22 protein-coding genes are annotated in these 24,496 nt (G+C 57.7%); 9 read left to right on the top strand and 13 right to left on the bottom strand.

Translation table 11 applies throughout. The annotated features are described in order from the left end of the window. Positions 1–146 precede the first annotated feature (146 nt). The 5 genes from urtA (at position 147) to urtE (ending at position 5,967) form a co-directional block, all read left to right on the top strand. A complete protein-coding gene (urtA, locus tag ACT3UM_RS10845) occupies positions 147–1,508 on the top strand; it encodes an urea ABC transporter substrate-binding protein (protein ID WP_498898676.1) in 1,362 nt (453 codons plus the stop codon). A gap of 117 nt (positions 1,509–1,625) precedes the next feature. Beyond that, positions 1,626–3,242 (top strand): urea ABC transporter permease subunit UrtB, encoded by a 1,617-nt coding sequence (gene urtB / locus ACT3UM_RS10840; protein ID WP_498898674.1) that lies wholly within the window; start codon positions 1,626–1,628, stop codon positions 3,240–3,242. 3 nt (positions 3,243–3,245) lie between these two features. Further along, positions 3,246–4,427 (top strand): urea ABC transporter permease subunit UrtC, encoded by a 1,182-nt coding sequence (gene urtC, locus ACT3UM_RS10835; protein ID WP_498898672.1) that lies wholly within the window; start codon positions 3,246–3,248, stop codon positions 4,425–4,427. Continuing rightward, the gene (gene urtD, locus ACT3UM_RS10830) at positions 4,424–5,260 is read left to right on the top strand and encodes an urea ABC transporter ATP-binding protein UrtD (protein WP_498898670.1); all 837 of its coding nucleotides are present in this window, start codon (positions 4,424–4,426) and stop codon (positions 5,258–5,260) included. The genes urtC and urtD overlap by 4 nt, the downstream gene beginning before the upstream one ends. Next, positions 5,260–5,967, top strand: a complete 708-nt coding sequence (gene urtE, locus ACT3UM_RS10825; RefSeq protein WP_498898668.1) for an urea ABC transporter ATP-binding subunit UrtE — start codon at positions 5,260–5,262, stop codon at positions 5,965–5,967. The genes urtD and urtE overlap by 1 nt, the downstream gene beginning before the upstream one ends. A gap of 107 nt (positions 5,968–6,074) precedes the next feature. Here the strand turns inward: urtE and ACT3UM_RS10820 are convergent, their stop codons facing one another. The 7 genes from ACT3UM_RS10820 to ACT3UM_RS10790 all read right to left on the bottom strand — a co-directional run bounded on the left by ACT3UM_RS10820 (position 6,075) and on the right by ACT3UM_RS10790 (position 15,624). Continuing rightward, complete coding sequence (locus ACT3UM_RS10820) at positions 6,075–8,180, bottom strand: TonB-dependent receptor (protein ID WP_498898666.1); 2,106 nt, start codon at positions 8,178–8,180, stop codon at positions 6,075–6,077. Between the two features lie 249 nt (positions 8,181–8,429). Next, positions 8,430–9,401, bottom strand: a complete 972-nt coding sequence (locus ACT3UM_RS10815; RefSeq protein ID WP_498898664.1) for a siderophore ABC transporter substrate-binding protein — start codon at positions 9,399–9,401, stop codon at positions 8,430–8,432. Next, entirely contained in the window at positions 9,398–10,174 is a 777-nt protein-coding gene (locus ACT3UM_RS10810) for an iron ABC transporter ATP-binding protein (protein WP_498898662.1), read from the bottom strand. The genes ACT3UM_RS10815 and ACT3UM_RS10810 overlap by 4 nt, the downstream gene beginning before the upstream one ends. Then, positions 10,171–11,118 carry an iron chelate uptake ABC transporter family permease subunit gene (locus ACT3UM_RS10805; protein WP_498898660.1) on the bottom strand — a complete coding sequence of 316 codons (948 nt, stop codon included), beginning with the start codon at positions 11,116–11,118 and terminating at the stop codon, positions 10,171–10,173. The genes ACT3UM_RS10810 and ACT3UM_RS10805 overlap by 4 nt, the downstream gene beginning before the upstream one ends. Then, positions 11,115–12,059, bottom strand: a complete 945-nt coding sequence (locus tag ACT3UM_RS10800; RefSeq protein ID WP_498898770.1) for an ABC transporter permease — start codon at positions 12,057–12,059, stop codon at positions 11,115–11,117. Before ACT3UM_RS10800 ends, ACT3UM_RS10805 begins: the two co-directional genes overlap by 4 nt. Beyond that, the gene (locus ACT3UM_RS10795) at positions 12,059–13,828 is read right to left on the bottom strand and encodes an ABC transporter ATP-binding protein (RefSeq protein WP_498898658.1); all 1,770 of its coding nucleotides are present in this window, start codon (positions 13,826–13,828) and stop codon (positions 12,059–12,061) included. The genes ACT3UM_RS10800 and ACT3UM_RS10795 overlap by 1 nt, the downstream gene beginning before the upstream one ends. Next, on the bottom strand, positions 13,822–15,624 hold the full coding sequence (locus tag ACT3UM_RS10790) for an ABC transporter ATP-binding protein (protein WP_498898656.1): 1,803 nt from the start codon (positions 15,622–15,624) through the stop codon (positions 13,822–13,824). Before ACT3UM_RS10790 ends, ACT3UM_RS10795 begins: the two co-directional genes overlap by 7 nt. 201 nt (positions 15,625–15,825) lie before the next feature. Here ACT3UM_RS10790 and ACT3UM_RS10785 point away from each other — a divergent pair, with 201 nt between their 5' ends. Then, entirely contained in the window at positions 15,826–16,443 is a 618-nt protein-coding gene (locus tag ACT3UM_RS10785) for a TetR/AcrR family transcriptional regulator (protein WP_498898654.1), read from the top strand. A gap of 64 nt (positions 16,444–16,507) precedes the next feature. On the opposite strand, the gene ACT3UM_RS10780 is transcribed toward ACT3UM_RS10785, so the two are convergent. From ACT3UM_RS10780 to ACT3UM_RS10755, 6 genes are all read right to left on the bottom strand, one after another. Further along, the gene (locus ACT3UM_RS10780) at positions 16,508–17,428 is read right to left on the bottom strand and encodes a metal ABC transporter permease (RefSeq protein WP_498898652.1); all 921 of its coding nucleotides are present in this window, start codon (positions 17,426–17,428) and stop codon (positions 16,508–16,510) included. Next, on the bottom strand, positions 17,425–18,531 hold the full coding sequence (locus tag ACT3UM_RS10775; protein ID WP_498898650.1) for a metal ABC transporter permease: 1,107 nt from the start codon (positions 18,529–18,531) through the stop codon (positions 17,425–17,427). Before ACT3UM_RS10775 ends, ACT3UM_RS10780 begins: the two co-directional genes overlap by 4 nt. A gap of 3 nt (positions 18,532–18,534) precedes the next feature. After that, on the bottom strand, positions 18,535–19,317 hold the full coding sequence (locus ACT3UM_RS10770; RefSeq protein ID WP_498898648.1) for a metal ABC transporter ATP-binding protein: 783 nt from the start codon (positions 19,315–19,317) through the stop codon (positions 18,535–18,537). 23 nt (positions 19,318–19,340) lie between these two features. Continuing rightward, positions 19,341–20,309, bottom strand: a complete 969-nt coding sequence (locus tag ACT3UM_RS10765) for a metal ABC transporter solute-binding protein, Zn/Mn family (protein WP_498898646.1) — start codon at positions 20,307–20,309, stop codon at positions 19,341–19,343. Positions 20,310–20,551: 242 nt separating this feature from the next. Further along, positions 20,552–21,016, bottom strand: coding sequence for an RES family NAD+ phosphorylase (locus ACT3UM_RS10760; RefSeq protein ID WP_498898644.1), 465 nt, complete (start codon positions 21,014–21,016; stop codon positions 20,552–20,554). After that, positions 21,013–21,462 (bottom strand): Xre family toxin-antitoxin system antitoxin, encoded by a 450-nt coding sequence (locus ACT3UM_RS10755; protein WP_498898642.1) that lies wholly within the window; start codon positions 21,460–21,462, stop codon positions 21,013–21,015. Before ACT3UM_RS10755 ends, ACT3UM_RS10760 begins: the two co-directional genes overlap by 4 nt. A 209-nt stretch (positions 21,463–21,671) precedes the next feature. On the opposite strand from ACT3UM_RS10755, the gene ACT3UM_RS10750 reads away from it, so the two are divergent. From ACT3UM_RS10750 to ACT3UM_RS10740, 3 genes are all read left to right on the top strand, one after another. After that, positions 21,672–23,063, top strand: coding sequence for a diguanylate cyclase (locus ACT3UM_RS10750; RefSeq protein WP_498898640.1), 1,392 nt, complete (start codon positions 21,672–21,674; stop codon positions 23,061–23,063). A 201-nt stretch (positions 23,064–23,264) separates the two neighbouring features. Continuing rightward, positions 23,265–24,149 carry an urease accessory protein UreD gene (locus ACT3UM_RS10745; protein ID WP_498898638.1) on the top strand — a complete coding sequence of 295 codons (885 nt, stop codon included), beginning with the start codon at positions 23,265–23,267 and terminating at the stop codon, positions 24,147–24,149. Between the two features lie 37 nt (positions 24,150–24,186). Further along, complete coding sequence (locus tag ACT3UM_RS10740; protein WP_280111724.1) at positions 24,187–24,489, top strand: urease subunit gamma; 303 nt, start codon at positions 24,187–24,189, stop codon at positions 24,487–24,489. Positions 24,490–24,496: the final 7 nt, after the last annotated feature.

Genomic DNA, 24,496 nt, shown 5'->3' with positions numbered 1-24,496 from the left:
CTTTGTGTCAATCTGGCGCATCCCTTGCAGGTGTTAATGGCTAGTGGACGTATTGGGGAGCTAACACAACAACCCCAAGTGCGAAGCCAATCATCAAGCCTCGGTCATAACAAACCCCAGCCATAAGGGGTGCAAGGAGATTAACAATGAACACTCTCAAACGCTCGACACACTCCCGCCCATTCCTATCACGTGGCCGTTTCGCGACCGCTTTACTGACCGCCGCCGTGATGGGGGCCAGCACCCAGGTCATCGCCCAAGATGATGACCCGATCAAAGTTGGTATCCTGCACTCCCTCTCCGGCACCATGGCGATCAGTGAAACGGTTCTTAAAGACACCGTCGAAATGCTGATCGAACAGCAGAACGAAGCCGGTGGTTTGCTGGGCCGCCAGCTAGAAGCCGTGGTAGTCGACCCCGCCTCTAACTGGCCGCTATTTGCCGAACGCGCGCGTGAACTGCTGGCCCAAGAAGAAGTCGACGTTATTTTCGGCAACTGGACCTCGGTTTCCCGTAAAGCGGTGCTACCGGTCGTCGAAGAGCTCAACGGTTTGTTGTTCTACCCCGTGCAGTATGAAGGTGAAGAGTCCTCTGAAAACGTCTTCTACACCGGCGCCGCGCCTAACCAGCAGGCCATTCCTGCGGTTGAATACCTGATCAACGAAGTGGGTATCGAACGCTTTGCGCTAGTCGGTACTGACTATGTCTATCCGCGCACCACCAACCGCATCCTCGAAGCCTTCCTTAAGGATGAACACGGCATCGCGGATGAGGACATCATGGTTAACTACACGCCGTTCGGTCACTCTGATTGGCAGAACATCGTAGCGGAGATTCGTCGTTTCGGTGAAGAGGGTAAACCCACCGCGGTGATTTCAACGGTTAACGGCGACGCCAACGTGCCGTTCTATACCGAGCTCTCTAACCAGGGTATCGACGCTGCGGATATTCCGGTTATCGCCTTCTCTGTGGGCGAGCAGGAACTGACCGGTATTGATACGGGCCCGCTGGTAGGTCACTTGGCCGCCTGGAACTACTTCATGAGCGTCGATAACGACGACAACTACGACTTTATCGACGCCTGGATTGAGTACACCGGCGACGATATGGCGGTCACTAACGACCCGATGGAAGCGCACTACATTGGCTTCAATATGTGGGCCGAAGCGGTTCGCAAAGCGGGCACTACGGACGTCGATACGGTGAAAGACGCCATTATCGGTGTGACCGTGCCTAACCTCTCTGGCGGCTATGCGGCCATGATGCCTAACCACCACATCACCAAGCCGGTGCTGATTGGTGAGATTCAGGATAACGGCCAGTTCGATATCGTTTGGCAAACACCGTCTACCGTGGCGGGCGATGCCTGGTCTGACTACCTGCCTGGCTCGCGTGACCTAATTGCCGATTGGCGCAAGCCGATGGAGTGCGGCAACTTCAACGTCGTGAACGGCTCGTGCGGTGGCAGCACCGCAGCAGAAGAAGCCGAAGCAGCACTCGCTGAGTAAATACTCATCTACTGAGTAACTACCAATCCCTCGCCACCTGGCTTGAGCCGGGTGGCGAGGGAGCACGCTACCTCCCCCTTTTAGATAACTGATTTAAATAACTGAAGGAAGAACCCCATGAGGCGTTTCCTTTCCTTAGGGCTCCTGTGTCTACTGTTGTTGAGCATTACAGTGACAGCCCAAGCACAAACGAGCTCCACGGCGAGCAGTGCCGATGATACCGCCGCTCTCGAGCTGTTAGAGGCGCTGGACGTTGAGTCTTACACCGCCAAAGGCGAAGCGATTACCGCTATTTTGCAAAGCGATGACGAGCGCGCCCGTGACTGGCTACAGGCCCTGCTGGATGGCCGCTTACAGCGCACCGAAGACGGCCGGTTCGTGCTGGTGCTTGAGAACCGCGGCCGTGACTGGCCGGTGGCCGATGTATTAACCGGCGAAGCGCTGGGCGAGATGTCCCGTCGCGACCTGGAGCGTGTTGGTATCAACAACAACCTACGCAATCAACTGCGTAGCGCTATCGCGGTGGTTGATCTCTACTCGCCTAACGTTGAACGCCGCCGCACGTCGGCCGAGCGTCTGTTAGGTGAAGTAGACGGTGAGCTGGTGCCCACTCTCGAAGAATTGATTGCGCAGGAAGAGGACGAACAGGTGCGCTATCGGTTGACCCAGGCCGTGGCGATTTATCGTGCTGAAGCGGGTGAAATGGCGGGCGTTGAAGCGCTGGATGGCAGCCTGCACCCGCGCTCTCGTGTGGCCCTGAGTCGAGCAGCTAATGGCGACGACCCGGTGGTTGCTAACGCCGCAGCGGCCTCTTTGGCGGGCATTGAGCAGCAGCTCAAAATCAACCGCGGCCTGGAAACCCTCTATTTCGGTTTAAGCCTTGGCTCGGTGCTGGTGCTCGCGGCCATTGGCCTGGCGATCACTTTCGGCGTCATGGGCGTGATCAATATGGCCCACGGCGAGCTAATGATGCTGGGCGCCTACACCACTTGGGCGATGCAGCAACTATTACCCGGCCAACCAGGGCTGGCGCTGATTTTGTCGATTCCCGCAGGCTTTATGGTTGCCGCCTTAGCAGGTGTGGCGATCGAGCGCGGCGTGATTCAGTTCCTCAAGGGCCGCCCGCTGGAAACCCTGCTGGCGACCTTTGGTATCAGTTTGATTCTGCAGCAGCTGGTGCGCACGGTAATTTCTCCGCTCAACCGTACCGTCATCACCCCCGAGTGGATGAGCGGTTCGCTAGTGGTGAACGATGCGCTCTCATTAACGCTTAACCGCATGTACGTACTCGGTTTTGCGCTGGTGGTGTTTGCTGGCCTGATGCTGATCATGCGCCGCACGCGGCTAGGGCTCGAGGTGCGTGCCGTTACCCAGAACCGCGCCATGGCCCGCTCAATGGGTATTCGTGCCACTCGTGTCGATATTATGACCTTTGCACTGGGCTCCGGTGTGGCCGGTCTTGCCGGTGTTGCGCTCTCCCAGCTCACCAACGTCGGCCCCAACCTGGGCCAGAACTACATCATCGACTCCTTTATGGTGGTGGTGTTCGGCGGTGTGGGCAATCTGTGGGGCACACTGGTCGCCGGTCTATCGCTCGGGGTCATCAACCAGGTGCTGGAACCCTGGGCAGGCGCGGTGCTGGCCAAAATTATCGTGCTGGTCTTTATCATCCTATTCATTCAAAAACGCCCGCGTGGACTCTTCCCGCAGAAGGGCCGGGCTGCGGAGGGCTAAGCGATGTCATTAACGACCGAATCATCGACAAATTTTTGGCTAACACGCCCGTTCAGCGAACGCTCCACGCAGATCTTTCTCGGCGTGCTGATCGCCGCGCTGGCACTGGTCACACTGCTACACGTGGCGGTGCCTGCGGACAACCCGCTACATATTGGTGCGTATACGGTCAATCTGTTCGGTAAATACCTGAGCTACGCGCTGCTCGCTGTGGCGGTGGATCTGGTGTGGGGTTACCTGGGGATTCTGAGCCTGGGCCACGGCGCCTTCTTCGCCATTGGCGGCTACGCCATGGGCATGTATTTAATGCGCCAAATTGGTGATCGAGGCACCTACGGCAACCCGGTGCTGCCCGATTTTATGGTGTTCTTAAACTGGGACAGCCTGCCGTGGTTCTGGCATGGCTTTGATATGGCCTGGTTTACCTTTGCCATGGTGCTGCTGGCGCCTGGGTTACTGGCACTGGTGTTTGGCTTCCTGGCGTTTCGCTCCCGGGTCACCGGGGTGTATCTGTCAATCATCACCCAGGCACTGACCTTTGCCCTGATGCTGGCCTTTTTCCGTAATGAGATGGGCTTTGGTGGCAATAACGGCCTGACCGACTTCCGCGAAATCGTCGGCTTTGATTTACGCAGTGATGCCACACGTTTGGGCCTGTTCCTCGCTACCGGCGTTGTCCTGGCGCTGGGCTTTATCCTCTGCCGCGCGATTGTGACCAGTAAGCTGGGCCGGGTGAGCGTGGCTACTCGGGATGCCGAAGCGCGCACGCGCTTTCTTGGCTACCGGGTCGAGCGCTTTCAGCTGTTTGTGTTTGTGGTTTCCGCCATGCTGGCGGGCCTCGCGGGGGCGCTCTACGTGCCACAAGTGGGGATTATCAACCCCAGTGAGTTCTCGCCGATCTTCTCCATCGAGATTGTACTGTGGGTAGCCCTGGGCGGCCGCGCCACGCTGTATGGCGCGGTGATTGGTGCCATTCTGGTCAACTACGCCAAAACCATCTTTACCGGCGTAATGCCCGATGCCTGGCTGTTTGCGCTAGGGGCGATGTTCGTACTGGTCACGGTGTTTCTGCCTAAAGGGGTGGCGGGGCTGTTTCGCTATCTCAAGCGTCGCAAACGCGACGATACGGCAACGTCTGACCCGAACGCTGATCCCAACAGTACGCCCAAGGAGGCCTCCGCATGAGTTTGCTGCACTCGCTGACCCAGCGTGACCGGGTATTCGATTTTATGGCGCCTCAGGCCTCGCCGGTAGACGTTCGCCACGGGCCGATTCTTTACATGGAAGATGTCACCGTGAGCTTCGATGGTTTCAAGGCGATCAATAACCTTAACCTAACTATTAACGACGGTGAGCTGCGCTGCATTATCGGCCCCAACGGGGCGGGTAAAACCACCATGATGGATATCATCACCGGCAAAACCCGCCCCACCAGCGGCAGCGTATGGTTCGGTAGCCGCCATAACCTGCTGCATATGAACGAGCCCGATATTGCCAGCTTAGGCATTGGCCGCAAGTTTCAAAAACCCACCGTATTTGAAGCGCTGTCGGTATTTGAAAACCTGGAACTGGCCATGGCGGCTGACAAGCGGATTTTTCCTACGCTCACTGCACGCATGACCGGGGAGATCAAAGACCGCATCGACGAAGTGCTGGAAACCATCGGCCTAACGGCACTGCGCCATCAGCCCGCGGGGATTCTTTCCCACGGTCAGAAACAGTGGCTGGAGATCGGCATGTTGCTGATGCAGCGCCCACGCCTGCTGCTGGTGGATGAGCCTGTCGCGGGCATGACCGAGCAAGAAATGGAGCGCACCGCCGAACTGCTCACCGGGCTGGCTGGCAAGCAGTCCGTAGTCGTGGTCGAGCATGATATGGGTTTTGTGCGCTCCATTGCTCGCCAGGTGACCGTACTGCACCAGGGCAGCGTGCTGGCGGAAGGCACTATGGATCAAGTCTCCAACGACCCCAAAGTGATCGAGGTCTACCTGGGTGCTGACGACGAGGAGGCCGCCTGATGTTAGCGATTGAAAAGCTCAACCAGTTTTACGGCGAAAGCCACACCCTTTGGGATCTGGATCTTGACGTGCCCACCGGCCAGTGCACCTGCGTAATGGGCCGCAATGGCGTAGGTAAAACCACGCTGTTGAAAGCGGTGATGGGTGAAGTCGCGGTAAAAAGCGGCGAGCTGCGCTACACCACTGAGACAGGCGAGACCGAGCTAACCAAAAAAGCCGTTGAAGCCCGATCGCGGCTGGGTATTGGCTATGTGCCCCAGGGGCGGCAGATATTTCCGCTGCTCACTGTGGAGGAGAACCTGCGCACCGGTCTGGCTGCGCGCAGCGACGGACTGAAAAAGATCCCCGAGCGAGTCTACGAACTGTTCCCGGTGCTGAAAGAGATGAAACACCGCCGTGGCGGCGACCTTTCCGGCGGCCAGCAGCAACAGCTGGCGATTGGCCGCGCGTTGGTCATTGAACCCAAGTTGCTGATTTTGGATGAACCGGGGGAGGGCATTCAGCCCAATATCGTGGCGCAAATCGGTCAGGTAATCCGCCAGTTGATCAATGAAGACGGCTTAACGGTGCTATTGGTAGAGCAAAAACTACCCTTTGCCCGCAAGTACGCCGACCGCTTTGTGATCATGGATCGTGGCCGCCCGGTGGCTAAAGGTGAGATCAGCGAACTCTCCAATGAGCTGATTAAACAGCACCTGACGGTTTAAGTTATCCCCACCTACGCCCGCTCGGCTGGCGTAGGTGGTGTATGTTTACTGGCCTAGTAGTGAAAAACATTAGGTGTTAGGGCAAAAGCACCGCTTGTTACAGCCATCTAGAAGTCTAGGGAGGCTGAAAACATAAAGGTGCGGGGGGCGCCTAATGCGAGGCTTGAGAGTTGTGGCATTCCCCAGTACGTTTTATCGGTCACATTGTTAATAGTGGCACGCAGTGTGAGTGGATAGCTGGAAAGGTGAGTGGCGTAGCGTGCGCCAACGTCATAAATAGTGTGTCCGGGTACTGATAGGGAGTTGTCACTATTAATGTACTGCTCTGACATCGCGGTGGCATTAGCGGTCAGTGTCAGTCCTGGTGCTGCGGGTAGATCCCATTCAGTGCCTAGCTTGGCTTGAAGGTCTGGCACTCCCGTTGCCTGATTACCTTGGTCTTCATCGCTCGCAGCACGGGTGATTTCTGGATCTACATAGGCGATACCCCCCATCATGCGCAGGTTGCTGAGGGGACTGCCGAAGAAGCTCCACTCCACTCCTCGGTTTCGCTGTTCGCCACCAAACGAGAAGATATTGGTTTCCAGGTCGGTGTAGCTGCTGGGTCGCTTGATTTCATACAGGCTAAGCGTGTGTGAAAAATCACCCAGATCAAGTTTCACGCCAACCTCGTTCTGTTTGGTCTTGTAAGGCTCGAACACCTCACCAGCGTTGGCAGCAGTCATCGGCGCCGTGGCCCCCTGGCTGAGCCCCTCGATATAGTTGGCGTAGAGCGATACCTGGTCGGTGGCTTTGAAGAGTAGCGCTGCAGCGGGTGTGACCGCGCTTTCATCGTAGCGGGAGATACGCGCGCCGCTCGTCACGCTGTAGGCGTCGCTCACCACCTCCTGGCGTCGGGCGCCGAGCGTCAGTTGTATGCGATCATCGGCAAACGAGAGGGTGTCCGCCAAACCGTAACTGTTCAAGCGTAGCTCTGTATGCATGATGTGTGGCGTGATGAATTCGGCGGCGGCGCCCCACTGCGGATTGTATAGGTTGGTGATCCAGTCCGCACCGGGGACAATTCTCCGGCCGTAATCGTGCTGCTCGTGCTCATAATGGGTGGCATTGACGCTGATGTCGTGATTGATAGCACCGGTCTGGAAGTGACCGCGAACCCCGACTTCCGCCGATGTTTTTTCGACATCGAAGGCGAGCTGACCAATGCTTGTGCGATAGTTGCCTTGATCATCAAGCACTTGGGCTAACATGGCACCGTTGTAGGTGTAATTGGTTTCGCTTTGACCTATTGACGCGTACCCCATGATCTCGTCGGTAAAGTCGAATTCGCCACGCAATACGGCCCCCTTGTCGCGCGTGTCGGCAAAGGCCCAGTCAGGATTGATCAGCGTATCGGGTTCGGGAGGCGTCGGTACTGCCAGGCCGGGTGCCAGGTTGATACCTCGAACGGGGCCATCGATATGGTCGTCCGCACTGTACAAGTCGGCCGACAGTCGAGCTCGCTCACCGCGCCAGTCCAGCCCCAGAGCGCCCATTTGAACCCTGGGTTCCTGGTTATCCACAGCCCCTTCGCCGTCGCGGTATACGCCGTTAAAGCGAACGCCAAACTGCTGGTCGTCACCCAGGCGTCGGCCGACGTCCAGGTGCCCGCCAAACTGAGCGTCGGACATGTACGTGGTGGTGAAGCGCGTCAACGGTTCATCGCCAGCCCGCTTGGGCACCAGGTTAATGGCACCACCAACGGAGCCACCTGGCGGCATTCCGTTGAGTAACGCCGACGGCCCCTTGAGCACCTCGATACGCTCGAACATCTCGGGGGACGTGCGGTAGTAGGGGGCCATTCCGGCCAGACCGCCGAACGTCACGTCACCTGTGCTGGCGTTGAAACCACGGATCGAGTAGGTTTCGCTCCAGGCACTGGTGACGCCGTTGCTGAAGACACTTGGATCGGTCGCTGCAATCACATCGGTAATATTCTGCGCTTGTTGATCCTGGATAAAGCGATCCGTATAGCTGATGGCATTGAAAGGCGTCTCCATGAAGTCTCTGTTACCCAGGAAACCGGCTCGGTTGCTGTAGGTGACTTGGCCACCGGCATACGCATCGTCAACGGATGTTGCTTCTCCGTGTACGGTGACGGGCGCCAGGGCGGTGGTACTGCGTGTTTCGGTCGCCTGGTGAGTTTGTGCGAGAGCCTGTAAAGAAAGCAGCATGAGAGCACTCGCGCTCAGGGCCAGCGGAAATGCGCTCCTGACGAGCGCTAAAGGGCTTGCGCAAGAAGCGTAATGCAGCGCTCTCCCCTGCGGTGTCGGCTGGGGGGTGAGGTGGTGGCATCGTAAGGCCATGTCGATCTCCATTTTTATCAGACAGAGGAACTACACCGCTCTCGTCGAGCAGCTGTTGAAATGCTCGATGAAGCAGTCGGTTAAATCGTTTTTGAGGTGCTTTGGGGCGACGGGCCGCTAGTTCCGGTACCCGTCGATAATGTCATCCGCGATGATCGCCAGAGAGCTGACGCTGGCGGCGGTGACATACCATGCTTCGGGGTCGACAAAGACCACCCGGTCATTTCGCCACGCGTTAGTTTGGCGTATCAGGGGATTTGCCAGGCTGTCGGCACGCATGGCGGGCCGGTGCTCCATCACGGCAGTACGATCCACGACATAGATGATGTCGGGGTCGGCCTGTTGAATGAATTCGCTAGAGACCGGCTGGCCGTGCAGGCCGGTATCGATGTCAGGTGCGGCGGGGGCAACGCCTAGTTCGGTGAAGATGAAGCCGTAGCGTGACTGCACGCCAAAGGAGTGGAAGGCGCCATTATTGTGCAGCAGGATAAGGGCTTTCTCAGGGCGGCCCTGGGTAACATGTCTGACCTCCTCGACGGTATGTTCCAGCTCGGCTACTCGCTGACGTGCCAACGCCTGCTTGCCAAAGATCTGCCCAAGATCCATGAGGTGATCCATGACAACGTCAATGTGGTTGGTATGGCTGTCGCGGTAATCCACGTCGAAGTGAAGCGTTGGTGCAATCTGCGTCAGCTCGTTATAGTAGTCGGCCTGTAGCGACGTCATGAGAATGAGGTCAGGGTTGGCTCGATGCACCCGCTCAAGGTTGGGGCGTACGATAGCGCCGAGATCTTCAATTGCCGGGTTTTGTCGATACTCCTCCAGAAAATGGGGAATAAAGTCCTTTGGCATGCCCGACACCGGAACGTCCAACTGATCCAGAAAGTCGACTTCATTCATGTCCAGTGCCGCTACCCGACGTGGACGGTGATCGATCACGGTACTTCCCAGCGCGTGGTGAATCGTGAGCGGCGTCATGGCCTCCGGTGCGGGCATGTCGTTGGCTGAGGGCTGATCGCACCCGGCTAGCAACGCCACCATGGCGAGTGGGAGAAGGCGTGCCAGGCTGTTGTTGAGATATCGCTTCATTCCAGGTTTCCTGAGGGCTTGAAGTAATTACATAGATAGCCGCGCTCGTGACGGGCGACGTCGACGTTCAGTCCGTAAAGTTCACTCAAGCGCCGTTCGGTGATGACGTCGGTGACGCTGCCATCGCAGTGCACGGCCCCATCCTTCATGGCGACGATGTAATCGGCGTAGTTGGCGGCAAAGTTGATGTCATGGACGACCAGGATGACCGTTCGTCCATGCTCGTCGCAGAGACGGCGAAGGGCCTGCATGATCTGAACGGCATGCTTGATATCGAGGTTGTTCAGTGGCTCGTCGAGCAACAGGTAATCGGTTTGCTGTGCAATGGTCATGGCCAGGAACGCCATTTGGCGCTGGCCGCCGCTGAGCTCGTTCAGATAAGCGCCGCGTAGCGCGGTCAGCGATAGAAACGACAGGGCGTCGTCGATCACACGGTGGTCATGCCGAGTGAGCGTGCCGCGGGTGTAGGGAAAGCGACCAAAGGCGACCAGCTCCTCGACGGTCAGGCGCAGGTTGAATTCAGGCGTTTGGCGCAGCGTGGCTACCTGCTTGGCATACTCGCTGATGCGAATGCTCGTTACCCGGGCGCCGTCGAGTCGAATATCCCCCCGAGAGGGCTTCAGCAGCCTCGCGAGCATCATCAGCAGCGTCGTCTTACCCGCGCCATTGGGGCCCACCAGGGACGTCAACTGACCCGATGGAAAGCGGAGATTGACCGCCGATAGCACTGTGCGGTTACCGTAGGTTTTATGGAGGTCTTGAACCGTGATCATGCCGTGCCCCGCGTACGCACCATCAGCGACAGGAAGTAAGCCCCACACACGAGGTTGACGAGGATGCCGACGGTGGTTTTGTAGTTGAAGAGATGTTCGACCAGCAGTTGGGCGAGGATGAAAAGGGCGATGGCGATGGCACAACCTACCGGCAGCGTGACCCGATGACGGTAAGTGCCTGCCAGCGCATAGGCCGTATTGGCCACGAAGATGCCCATGAACGCCGTGGGGCCAAGCAGGCTGGTCGATACCGCCACCAGCACGGCGATCAGCCAGAGCTGGCGTTGCACGCAGCGTCGATAATCGATGCCGAACGATATGGCCTGTTCCCTACCCAGCAAGAGCACATCGAGCGTCGGGATGCTTTTAAGGCCCACCAGGCAAATCGTGGCCACGATGAGGGTGGCGTAGAGCAGTTGTGCAGCGCTGGCGTTGCCGAAAGTGGCTTGGCTGTAACCCATCAGAATGGAAAATTCGCCTGGACTCATCTTGAGCTGAACGAACTGGGTGAAAGTGGTAATGACCATTGTCAGTACCAGTCCGACCAGCAGCAGGAAATAGACGTTGTCTCTACCGTCGCGAAACAGCCAGCGATGCAGCGCCCAGGAGTAGCCAAGCATCAGCAGGATAGAGAACGCGACGTTGCCGTGCTCGCCGAGCACCACCAGGCTGCGGGTGCCCAGCATCAGCATCAACAGGGCCTGAAACAGCAGATAGACGGCCTCGTAGCCCATGATGGCAGGCGTTAAGATCCGGTTGCCGGTAAGACTTTGAAACGTAATGGCAGACCAGGCGACACAGATGCCGCCGATCACCATGGTGGCCAACCGCTCGAGCCGTTTCGGAATCACATACGCGAGGTCGAGACCGGAGCGCATGAAGACGAAAACGAGCGCAAGAGCGACCACGGCTACCCAAACGAAGTGGCGGGTCTTGACCGTCATCGTTGTGTTCTCCCGACAATCAAGACCAGAAACAGTATTCCCCCGACGCAAGCCGTCGTTAAGCCGATGGGTACTTCAAAGGGATAGATCAGCAGCCGGCCCACAATGTCGCAGGCCAGCAGCAGGGTCGCCCCCGACAGTGCTACGGCTGGCAGGGTGCGAGTCAGGTTATCGCCGTAGTAGAGCGCGACCAGATTGGGAATCACTAAGCCGACAAAGGGGATAGCGCCCACGGCGATGACCGTGACCGAGACGGTAATGGCCACCAGCATAAGCCCCAGAGTGGAGGTGACGAGATAGTTCACGCCTAAACTCGTCGCCATGTCTTCCCCCATGCCCAGTACCGTGAAGCGATGAGCGTAGAGGTAGGTCAGCACAACGACCGGCAGGATGAGGTAGATAATTTCGTAATGCCCCTGGACGATCTTCGAAAAGTCGCCCAGCAGCCAGCCCTGCATGCTTTGCAGGATGTTATGGCGGTAGGCGTAGAACTCGGCTAGGGCACTTAGCACGCCACCGTACATCAAGCCGATGACGGGAATCAGCACGGTGTTGGTGAACCTGATGCGGCGAACGATAGTGATAAACACGACATTCGCCGCGAAGCAGAAGAGCAGGGCGGCAAGCATTCGTGATCCAGCGCCGGCCGCAGGCATTAGGGTCAGCGCTACGAGAATGCCCAGTTTGGCGGCATCAAGCCCGCCCGAGGTGGCTGGCTCTACGAACTTGTTGCGTACGATATGCTGCAGAATCACACCGCAAATCGACAGGCCCACACCGGTCAACGACACCGTGATAAGACGCGGCAGTCGGCTGGCCGTCAGCGTCAACCACGCATCCTCTGACAGGGTGATGAGTTGGTACCCGCTCATCTGCCGCGCGCCGACCAGTAACGATAGTCCGCAAAGCAATACAAACAGGCAAGGCAGATACACGCGCATCACGAGGCGGTTTCCCCCGTTTTATCCGCGGTGATGCGCCACCCGTTGGCGGCCTGACGCTGGCCAAGAAACGTGGCGTACCGCCCCTGCCGAGCGAGTAGCTCATCGGGCGCGCCTTGCTCAACGATGTGTCCGTCATCCAGCACGATGATCTGGTCAGCCATGCCCACAGTAGAGAGTTGGTGGGCGATCACCAATAGAGTACGTTGGCCTCTCAGGCGAACCAGCGTCTGGGTAATGATGGCCTGATTTTCCGCATCCAGTGCGGCAGTCGCTTCATCCACCAGTAGAATGGGCGCATCCTTGATCAGTGCTCGGGCGATGGCGATACGCTGGCGCTCGCCGCCGGAAAGGCGGGTGCCGCCTTCGCCCACCGGGGTATCCAAGCCTTGGGGCAGGCGTTCGACGATCTCGATGACACCGGCCAGACGCGCTGCTTCCCTCAGTTCGGCATCGCTGGCTTTGGGGCGTCCAAAGCGAATATTGTCAGCAATGCTGCCGGCAAACAGGTAGCTCTCCTGGAAGATCTGGCTTACGTGATCCGCAAGCTGGGCGCTTGACATAGCGCGCACGTCCACACCGCCGACTAAAACGCTTCCGTGATCGGCATCGAAAAACCTCGCCACCAGTCGCGCCAGGGTGGTCTTGCCCGAGCCTGACTCGCCGATCAAGGCGGTCATGCTGCCAGGCGTGATAGACAGGCTCACCCCGTTGAGCACGTCGGGCTCATGCGGCGCATAGCGAAAGCGCACAGCTCGCAATTCGATGGAGGCATCGCGGGGCGGCTGAGGAGCCGTTGGCTCGGCTAAGGGTTCAGCGTCGAAAATCGCCTGTATCGCCTCGAGCTGGCCCTTTGCGCTGCGCAAAATGTCGCTATGCTGGGCGACGTCTAGCAGTGGTTCGACGAATCGGCTGACCAGCATCAACGCAACGATGACGCTGGTGATGCTCGACGCCGTCAGCGATCCTTCCAGAAGCGCATTGATCCACACGGTCGTTACGATCAGCAGCACGGCAAAGACTGCCTGCACTGCCCAGGCATTGAGCAGCGCCGAAAGTGCCGAGAGGCAAGCCAGCCTTGTTCCCGAGCGGTGCTGTTTTTCCATGGCCTGTTCCAAGAAGCGCGTGCTGTGGTTTTTGCCACTAAAGGCGCGTAATACCGTCTGAGCACTGGCGAACTCGACCATGCGCTGGCTGGTCTCGGCAAAGTGTTGCTGGAAGGCACTGTCGGCATGCCGGGCAAGCTTGGCGGTGAGGAATAAGATCCCCACAAGCAGCGGCAGCGCGACCAGCGCCGCCAAGCCCAGCGGTGGGTGCAACACCAACAGCGCGGCAAGGATGACGATAGGCGTGACAAGCCCGCTGATCACCGGTGTAAAGACGTGGGCAGGGAGCTGAGCCACCGCCATCATACCCTGCGTGGTGACATGGCTAAGGCGCGCGGTATGCGTCGAGGTAAACCAGCCGACCGGCAGATGAGCCACGTGTTCGCCTAGGCGATGGCGGCCCGACTGCAAGATGGCTACGCCGACACGGACGCCCGCCTGTTCCACGTGCCAACGCACGCCCCAACAGATCAGGATGCCGCAAAGTAGCGCTGCCAGCCAGGCGGTGGCCACGCTGAGTTGGCCGATCAGCAGGTACTTGAGCAGCGGAACAAGGGCCAGGATGGTCAGGCCGCTTAGCACACCATAGGCGATGGCCAGCCCGAGATAGCGACGCAAGAGCGTGGTGTCGTCGCCAAGCAGTTGATTGAGTATTTTCAGCACGCTGGCACCTTCGATTCCAGTGAGGTTGTGTTCTCTTCCAGCGCCCAAAGGCGAGCATAAAGGCCACCTCTGGCAAGCAGATGATCGTGATCGCCTTGCTCAGCGACCGTACCGCCATCGAGTACCAGAATGTGATCGGCGTGCACGATCGTCTCGAGGCGATGCGAAATAATCACAAGCGTGCGTCCCCGGGTTAAACGCGACAGTGCCTGCTGGATGGCCAGCTCGTTGCTGGCGTCAAGCGCTGCTGTCGCTTCGTCCAGCACCAATAGGGGAGGGTCAAGTAACATGGCGCGGGCAATACTGACACGCTGCTGCTCGCCGCCTGACAGCTGGATATCTTCGCCAACAACCGATAGGTAACCGTGAGGCAGTGCTGCAATACGCTCGTGAATATTCGCCGCGCGAGCGGCCTCCTCGATTTCCTGCTGGCTGGCCGAAGGGCGGCCCAACGCAATGTTGTCGCGAAGGCTGGCATGGATGAGGCGCACGTCCTGCAGAACAAAACCGATACGCTGGTAGAGCGTTGCCATCTCAAGATGACGCAGATCCACTCCGCCTAACGTAATGCGCCCTTGGGTTGGGTCAAAAAAGCGCAGCAGCAGTCGTGCCAGGGTTGATTTGCCCGCCCCCGAGGGGCCGACAATCGCCGTCATGCTGCCAGGGGCAAGCGTAAAGTGAAGGTTCGACAGCCCGTTTTGCGCGTTGTCATAGGTGTAACTTACGTTTTCGAAGCGAACTTCATGGCCATCTGGGAGCTGGCGCTCATTGGCGGGTATGGAGGGCAGCACCGGCGTTTCAAGCAGCGCCGCCACGCGTTGGGCGGCGCCAACGGCACTGCCTAAGTCGTGCAGCAAAGTATGCAGCAGCAGTAATGGGGCGCAGATGCCAGGCGCCACCAGAATGAACGGCACTATATCGACAGGGTCTGCCCAGCCGTTGGCAACGGAAAATGTGCCGAAGGTGAGCGCCAGTCCCAATATCGTCACCGGCGTCACCATGGCATGGACATGCGCCATTGAAGCGACCAGAGGGCGGGTAAAAAGCTCAAATGCCTGGGCAAAGCTGTCCACTGCCTGCTGGTAGCCTCGATAGGCTTGCCCGGTCGTACCGAACGCCTTGACCACGGGAATACCGCAGACAAATTCATTGATGGCGTTATTCATGCGCTCAAGCTGCGTGACAAACTCACCCATATTGGCTTTGCTGGCTTGCATGAGTCGGCGCAGGAAAAGAAAGAACCCGGGCAAGGGCAGCAACGTAATCACGGCGATTTTCCAATCCAGTGCGACCAGGTAAATCACCGAGATCAGTAAGGCGCCAAGTGCTCGTCCTACCGCGGTGTAAAAGTGCGCGGTCAGGCTGTGCAGCGTCGCAATATCGTCCTGCATCGCTTGCTTGACGTCGCCGGATGCTCGGCTGGTAAACCAGCCAAGCGGCGCCTGGGACAAGCGCCGCATAACCGCTAGGCGGAGGTGGTAGGTCAGTCGGTTATCCGCCAGATGCGCTACCAGTTCGCCCAGGAACATGCACCCCATGCCGATGAAGACACTCACGACGCTGGCGGCTACCACCCAGCCGACTTCACGCGCATTGGCGGTTGATAACTCCCAGGCGGTGTCTGGGGCAGACATAAGAATCTTGGCGATATGCGCCATCCCGGCGAGAGGCACCATCGTTAATATCGTGCCGATGCCCGCTAGCATTGCCGCGGCAAAAAGCCGTGTGCGTATAGGGGCCAACACTTGGCTGATGGGGCTCTTGCCTTGGGGTATCGATGTGTCGTGCGTGCTCATGAAACGTTAGTACTCGGCCATGGGGGTTTAGTGAGCCTGCGTAGCAGCTAGCTGTAACGAGAATTAGTCGCGTTTAATTAGGCTAATAGATAATTAGTTTCATGGCAATAAACTAATTAATATAATTGCATGTCAATCGGCTAATTGACCCTACGGTGAGTGAATGGCTAGATAAGGGGCGCTAGTGATCAAGGACGCAATATGACAACGCAACAGCCAGTTAAAACACGAGGGCGGCCGCCTACCATCACGCTTGAGCGTATTGCGAATGCGGGTATCGAAATCGGCCTACCCAACATCACCTTTGTCGGGGTGGCCAGCGCGCTAGGCATCAGCCATATGGCGCTTTATAAGCACGTGCCCAATTTGAAGGCGCTGAAATGCTTAGTGGCCGAAGAGATATTTCAACGTTGGAAAATTCCACGAGCTTCCAATGATGCGCCCGGGGAATTGAAAGAGTATCTATTCACTTTTGCCGCTTCGATAAGCGAGTTTGTCAAAGCTCACCCAGGATTAACGCCCTATGTGATTCGTCGCTTGGCTGCCACTCAGCCCATGATTGAAAAAATTCGTGCACATCAAAACCATATTGCGGAGGTGTATGATATCTCCCAGGAGCAGGCTCGCTGGCTTCTGGCGACGATAGCTTTTCAATGCTTTTCCGTCGCCGATACGATTTATTCGGTAGTGGGGAAAGAGCCTGTCGAGGAGGCGAACCGCGGCCTGGAGGAGGCCGAAATGGAGGCGGAATTAGAGGAAGGTATGCGAGCGCTTATTACGGGTGCGCTGGTAATGCTGAACGAGCGTTCACGTGGCTAGGGCCTGCATAAAAGCGTGCGTCTTCGTCGTTGCAAGTGGCGCCCTGGTACTGACGTTTAGCCTTTCAAAACAATGCAGGCGGCTCCACCGGCGCCTGGCGTGCCCGTTGGCGTTTGACCAGTTGGGTAATCACGCCATAGCGCGGCCCAGCCAGAAAGGCGAGCATCAGGAATACGCCGGTCATGACGGCCATCATGCCGCCAATGGATACGTTGAGATACACTGCGAGGTAGTAGCCAGAAATACTCGAGGCGATTGAGATCAGCGCGCCGATGATAAACATCATCCACAGCCGGTCGGTCAGCAAATAAGCGGCGGAGGCGGGGACAATGGCAAAGGCGATAAACAGCACCGCGCCTACCGCGTCAAAGGCCGCCACGGCGGTGGAACTAGTTAGCATTAGCAGCGCATAGAAAAGAATCGAGGGCATAAAACCGAAGGTTTTGGCCAGTGCGGGGTCGAAGGTCGCCAGCTTGAGCTCTTTGTAGAACAGGCCGATAAAGCCGTAGTTGAGCAGCGTCATCACGCTCATCGATACCAGCGCCTGGGGGATGGGCAGGCCAAACAGATCGATAGTATCCAGCCAGACAAACCCGATCTCACCGAGCAGGACGGTGTGTGTATCGATATGCACATCGTTGGCATAAATATTTAACAGCAGCACCCCAATCGAGAACAGTGCCGGGAAGACCAAACCGATAGCAGTGTCCTGCTTGACCCGCTTGGTGCTCGCTAGCGCTTCGGTGAGCAGCACGGTTAACAGCCCAGTGAGTGCTGCACCAATCAGTTGCACTGCTCCGCTTTGCTGCTTGGTCAGCAGCCAGACGATGACGATGCCAAACACAATCGAATGGCTGATTGCGTCGGATAACATGCTGTTGCCACGCAGCACTAAAAAGGTGCCCACCGCCGAGGAGGCGATGCCCACCATCGCACCGACTAGAATAATGGGCAGGGCAGTTGTGGTCAGCAGTTCTGCCATCATGATGCTAACTCCTCAAAGGCCTCGACCACTCTTCTAGCCTCCGCCTGGCCCTGTGCCGTTAGCCCCCAGCAGTCGTCGCCTGGGGTGGTGCCGCGTGGAGAGCGGGTTAGGTAGCCTTGCTGCTTAAGCTTATTGAGCATCCTGCGTGAACCGAGTGTTGAGAGTGCGCGTGAGGGATCGGCCGAGTGCTTATATAGCGCATAAAGTAGCTGCTGTTTCTGCAGCGCTGACTTTTGGCGATAGTGCTTTATCACACCCCACAGCAGGCCACGGCCGGGCGCCAATGCCAACGATAGAAGCACGATGGTGGTCGCAGTAAGGACAATCAGCGGGCCGGTTGCCAGGCCCCGCGATAGGGTGCTGATGGTCGCCCCTGAAACACCACTGACAATACCGACGCCTGCGGCGATGGCGAGCATGCCGCCCAGGTGGCGGCTCCACTGTCGGGCTGCGGCCGCGGGTGCCACGATCATGGCGGCCATCAAAATTACACCGACCATCTGCAGGCCGACCACGACCGCCAGCGCAACCATGGCGGTGAGCGATGCCTCGATGGCAGTAGTGGGCATGCCGAGCGTGCGGGCATACTCCGCATCAAAGGTGACCAGTTTGGCCTGTTTCCAGAAGGTGGCGAGCAGCAGCAGCGTGATCAGCGTAATGCTGCCCATCACCCATAAGTCGGAGCGCAGCGTCGCGGCGGCCTGGCCGAATAGAAAGGCCTCAAGGCCGCCCTGGGAGGCGTTATTGGTGCCCTGGATATAGGTGAGCAGGACAATGCCCACGGCAAAAAAGATACTCAGGCAGGCACCCAAGGCCGCATCGGTTTTAAGGCGACTTAAGCGCGTCAGCATTAGCATAATCAGCGCGGCAGCTGAGCCCGTGATCAGCGATCCAATAATAATCCCGCCAATATCACGGCTGCCGGTGATGATAAAGCTTAAACAGATGCCGGGAAGGGCGGCGTGGGAAATCGCATCTCCCAACAGGCTTTGGCGACGCAGCACCGCAAAACAGCCCAGGGGGCCGCTAATCAGCCCCAGAAGCGAGGCGCCGATCACCACATTCTGAAAGGTGTAATCAGATAAGAGTTCAATCCACGCCATGGGTTACGTCACCTTTGAGGCGGCAAACATTAACGATTCATTATCGTTAAGTAGCGCGATCTGGCCGCCGTAAGCCTGGCGCAGGTGGTCGATCTTGAATACGTCCTCGGCCTTGCCGCTGGCGATCACACGCACGTTTAACAGCAGCAGCCAGTCAAAGTAGTTGCGCACAGTCTGCAGGTCGTGATGCACCACGATCAGCGTTTTGCCCGCGTCGCGCAGGCGGCGCAGGATATCGATAATGGCCCGCTCGGTGGTGGCATCGACCCCGGCCATGGGCTCGTCGAGAAAATAGACATCGGCCTGCTGCACCAGCGCCCGGGCCAGAAATACCCGCTGTTGCTGGCCGCCGGAAAGCTGGCTGATCTGGCGGTCAGCGAAGGCGCTCATACTGACCATCTCAAGGGCTCCCAGCGCCTCGTTACGCTCTTTTCGACCCGGTCGTCTGAACCAGCCCAGGCGCCCGTAAAGCCCCATGGTGACTACGTCCAGCGCGGTGGTAGGGAAATCCCAATCAACACTTGAGCGCTGGGGCACGTAGCCCACCCGTCTACGCTGCGCGGCGTAGGGGCGCCCATGCACCATCACCTCGCCGGAAAGCGACGGCACCAGCCCCAGCAGACTTTTGATAAGCGTGCTCTTCCCCGCGCCATTAGGGCCGACAATACCCGCCATCACACCGGCGGGAATATCCAGATCGATATCCCAAAGCACGGGCTGGTTATGGTAGCTCACCGTCAGATTTTTAATGCTCAAAGCGGTGTCGGTATAGTCGGATGTCGCCATGGATACGCTGCCTTATTGAATGCTTAGTGAGCGAGCTGCCACTCGCTGGCCCAGTCGTTCAGTGTGCTTGGCAGCGGCGCCAGCGAACCGCCCAGCGCCTCGACAATGTGCTGAGTGTTACGGTAAATCATCCCCATGTACGTGCCATCGACCGTACCTTCATCGCCCATGGCGTCGGAGTAGAGTTCGCCACCGATCGCAACATCATGGCCGCGCTGCCTGGCGGCATTGATCACTGCTTGAATGGTGCGTGGATTGATCGTGCTCTCGACAAATACCGCGGGCACGTTACGCGTGACCACGCTATCCGCCATGCTGCGAATATCAGCGATCCCGGTTTCGGTTTCGGTGCTGATCCCTTGGATACCTTCAACGTCGATGTCGTAAGCACGGCCAAAATAGTTAAACGCGTCGTGGGCGGTGACCAGCACGCGCTGCTCTTCGGGAATGCTGGCGATACTCTCTTTGACCCATGCATGCAGGGCTTGCAACTGAGCCTGATAGCGCTCGGTATTAGCTTCAATCGTCTTTGCGCACTCAGGGCGTGCTTCGCTGAAGGTATCACGCAAGGTGGGCAGCGTTTGTGCCCATAAAGAGATATCCATCCACAGGTGAGGATCGACCCCATAGACATCCTGAGCGGTGATCAACGACGCAGGATCAATGGAAGCGGGAGCCACGGCAAGCGTTGGCGTTCGGGTAGAGAAATTCTCCAGCACGCTCCCTAGCTGCCCCTCCAGTGAGTAGCCCGAATAGATAATTTGCTCGGCGCCACGCAGCAGGGCCACATCGCTAGCGCTTGCCTGATACAGGTGGGGGTCTACGCCTGGGCCCATCATGGCTTCCACATGAACGCATTCGCCGCCTACTTGTTGCGCCACATCGGCAATCATCCCAATCGTTGCCACCACGTTTAAGGGCGCTTCATCAGCAGTTGCCAATGGGCTTAAAGGGAGCATTCCCAATAGAATCACGGCATGTTTTGTTGCCATCATTAAGCTCCAGACTCGACATGAGGTCGTTGGGTTGAAATTGCTTCGTGTAATTTTATTGTCTTGGTGAAAGAAGTATAGCCTTGGCTAAGTTTGTGGCGCTATTCATGCAATGTCAAGCGGATAAAAGACGCTGAGGTGGGCTGAAAGGGGTATCTGAGTATTGCGGGAATAAACGTAAGACGGGTTACTAACGCGCCTTTGAAATCTGCTAAGGACGGTTTAAGTTATCCACACCCGGTTCAAAGCCTTGGATCGGGCTGGAAGGGCAGCGCCACGGCCGTCGCGATGATTTGATCAAACAAGTGGTGCGCCGGGTTGAGCATGTAGTTGAGCTCTCTCGGCACGACCACGCTCGGCACTGCCAGTGCCAGACTTTGCTTGGATGCCAGCCAGCCATCGCCAAGTTCAGCAGTCTCTGCGGGCGCTGGGGCTTCCTGCCAGTTTTCCGGTAGATCTTCTTTGCCAACGCTTAAAATGCTGTCGGCTGGCAGCGTCAGGCGCAGCAGCGCATACGCATTGAGCAGCCGATAGCTTTCCAGATTCACCATAATTTCCAGTAGCGCCAGCGACTCGGAGCTTGCCACATACACACAGGCGTTACCGGGACTGTTCCAGCGCCCACCGTAAAGCCGTGCGCCCTCGCCATCAAACGCTGTCTCCTGAAACTTACGCTTAACCAGCCGATAGGCGGTGACTTCGTTCATACCGAGATCCCGTGCTCCAGCCGCCCGATCAGGTTCAACACCGTTTGATACTCTGCCGATGTGGCGCTCATTTCGACAGGGCGACGACCGCCTAGCCCCGCATTGGGTTTGAGCAGCCAGGCGCGGGCGCCCTCAGCGTCCCCCTCGAACAGATCCAGTGCCGCCTTGAAGAGTTCAGCAAAGCGATACAGCCGGTCACTCTCCGCCATTTTGAAGCGGCCCGATTTGGCGCGGCGGCTGAGCGTGGCAGAGGGAATATCCACATAGCCCGCCAGCGCCTTCTGCTCGATACCTGATACCTTCGCTAGCCGGGGGTAAACCCGGTACTCCACGCCTTGATGCAGTAGCTCATGCAACTTGCGGCCCCGTGCAGGCAGGCCAATCTGTTGCCAGAAGCCGGATACCAGGGCTTTGGGTGGCTGGTATTGAGTGAAGTGGACATTCATGGCGTTATCCTCATTTGATACTTCAAAATACTATCAAATGATATACATGACGCTGTTGCCCTGGTCAAGTGATACCCAGGGTAGAGAGGTATCTGGGGGAATGATCTAGCGGGTGCCTGCTTATTCGCTAAAACCCTGTTCTGTGTTCGGTTGAAGGCGATTTTTTGCCTGTAACATTGATTGTTTTAGCAATAAGAAGCAGGTGGGGTATGCGCTATAAAGATAAACATCAGCTCGCCGCCGAGTGGCAGACGTTATTAGAGCGCACGCCTAGGCCACTGCGCCAGGCGGTGGAAACACTGGTAACGCGGCATTGTGGCTATTTTGCTGACCACTTTTACAGCGTAATGCTGGAAGACCCGCATGCCTCGCTGTTTCTCTCCAACGATCAAGTGGAGCAGCGCTTAAATCCCTCTATGCGGCGCTGGCTGAAGGCCATGTTTGCCGTCGAGCACGTCGATTTCGAAGCCTTGGTTGAGCAGCAGGAGAAAGTTGGGCAGGTGCATGCTCGCATCGATATTCCGATCAATCTGGTGCTTAACGGGGCGCGACAGCTTAAGCAGGCGTTGTATCAGCAGCTTAGTGCTACGTTCAAAAGCCCGCTCTCCCCGGGGGATGCCTCGGTGTATGTCTCTGAACATATTGATATGGCCATGGAAATCATGAGCCACGCTTACTCAGTGGCCAGTGACCGTAATGCCCGCACCGAAGAGGCGTACAAGCTATTTTCCCTTACTCAAAGCATTGGTGATGAGCGTGAGCGCCAGCGTTCGGCGCTGCTGAACTGGGAAAACGCACTGATGTTTGCCGTCGCCGCCCAGCAGGATATCGCCACGCTGCCGAAGTTAGCCAATTCCGACTTTGGTTTGTGGTACTTCCATAAAGCGTGCCATGCGTTTGAGGGCGCGCCAGAGATTGTCACTATTTCACGGCATATTCAGCAGGTGGATCGTGAGTGGCTGGAGGTCCTGCTACATGAAGATGCTAGCCAACGGCTTAAGGCGCTGGGCGAGATTCGAGACGCCGCCCGCACGGTGTTGATGCTGCTTGACGATGTGTTGGAGCGCGCCTCTGGTTTAGATGCCGGTCGCGATAGCCTAACCCGGTTGCTTAACCGTAAGTTTCTATCGGTGGTGCTTAGCCGTGAAATTGATATTGCCCGCCACTCGGAGCACTGCTTTGCGCTGTTGATGGTAGACATCGACCACTTTAAATCGATCAACGATACCCATGGGCACGACGCTGGCGACACCGTGCTGCAACAGGTGGCGAGTATCCTTGACCGCTCCACTCGCGGGGGAGATTACGTGTTCCGCATGGGGGGCGAAGAGTTTTTAATCGTGCTAGTGGATACCGATCATGACGGCAGCCGCTTATTTGCTGAGCGTTTGCGTCAGGCGGTGGCTAAAGAGCCGATGCTCGCGGGCGCCGATACGTTGCTTAATGTGACGATTAGCGTGGGCGTTACGCTCCACGATGGCCACCCCGACTATAATCACTCTTTACAGCGGGCTGACCAAGCGCTTTATCAAGCAAAGCGCGGCGGTCGGAATCGAGTTGTGGTGCATGAGGGTGGGAAGAGTGAGCATAAGCTGGGTTGAGTTTAAACCAGGAGTGGCTGCATTTATTTGGTGCATTTAGGGTTTAGTGTGGTTCTATTTTGGTGCGAATGGGCGTGTGGCGCTGCAAGCTACTTGCGTTAATCCCTACCATTGATCGCCCAGTAGGGTTTTTCACCATTTTGGCGCATTAATTGCTTCTATAAGTTAACGGCTTAGTGAAAAAGGAAGCGATAGCGACCCATGATTCTGTGCGATCTCGCAAAACCGCAAGTTGCCTCCGGCCACCGCTTTGATGCGGGCCGCCACTGGGCAGCTTCGTTAGCGCTACGCTTTGCCAACCGCGACGGCGTCACCCGCATGGTGCAGGCGCGCCACTCAGGGCCACTACGGGTGCAGCGCCCGTTTTATCCGGAAGGCCGCGGTGAGGCCTGCCATGTCTATGTGCTTCACCCGCCGGGTGGCCTAGTCAGTGGCGATGCGCTCTCCATTAGCGCCGATGTCGAGAGTGGCGCCCATGCGCTGCTCACCACTCCCGCCGCCAATAAACTCTATAAAGCCGACAGCCAGGGCGTCGCCTGGACGCAGCACACCCGGTTAAGCGTTGAAGATGGCGCGGTCCTGGAATGGCTGCCCCAGGAGACCCTCGCCTTTGATGGCTCCAAAGGCGAGCAGCGCACCCAAATTGACCTTCACGGCAGCGCCCGCTGCCTGGGTTGGGAAGTGATGGCATTGGGCCGCCCAGCCAGCGAGTTACCTTACATCTCTGGACGTATTGAGCAGCACTTTCGCTTAACCCTGGACGGCAAGCCGCTGTGGCTAGAGCGCCAGCCGCTGGATCCGCTTCACCCACGTTTCGCGGGCCGCTGGGGCCAAGGCGGCGCCACGGTGCAAGCCACGCTGTGGGCGGTAGGCATTAGCGACGCACCTGCGGCTATTGAGGCCCTGCGTGAAGCGCTGCCGGATAACCCGCGCTGGGCGGTCACCGTTCGCCATGGCGTAGTGCTGCTGCGCTATCTGGGTAATTCGCGTAACGAAGCCTGGGCGCTGTGTGAACAAGCCTGGCAACTGCTGCGCCCCCGTTGGATCGACCGCGCCGCGCATACGCCGCGAATTTGGCTAACCTAATACGTATCACTGTGATGCATTGCTGGAGACATATTCCATGGAATTAACCCCGAGAGACAAAGACAAGCTGCTGCTGTTCTCCGCCGCCCAGCTGGCGGAGCGTCGCCGCGCACGTGGTTTAAAGCTCAACTACCCGGAAGCGGTGGCGCTGATCAGTTTCGAGATTATGGAAGGCGCCCGGGATGGCCGCAGCGTGGCCGATTTAATGAGCTATGGTCGCGAGATACTCAGCCGTGAAGACGTGATGGACGGCGTCGCCGAAATGGTCGACGAAGTGCAGGTCGAAGCCACTTTCCCCGACGGCACCAAACTGGTCACTGTACATACGCCTATTGTGTGAGGGGCGA

The organism is Halomonas sp. AOP13-D3-9 (assembly GCF_052379125.1).
Lineage (GTDB): Bacteria > Pseudomonadota > Gammaproteobacteria > Pseudomonadales > Halomonadaceae > Vreelandella.
The sequence above is the reverse complement of the archived record's forward strand: the minus strand, read 5'-3'. Positions and strand labels throughout refer to the sequence as shown.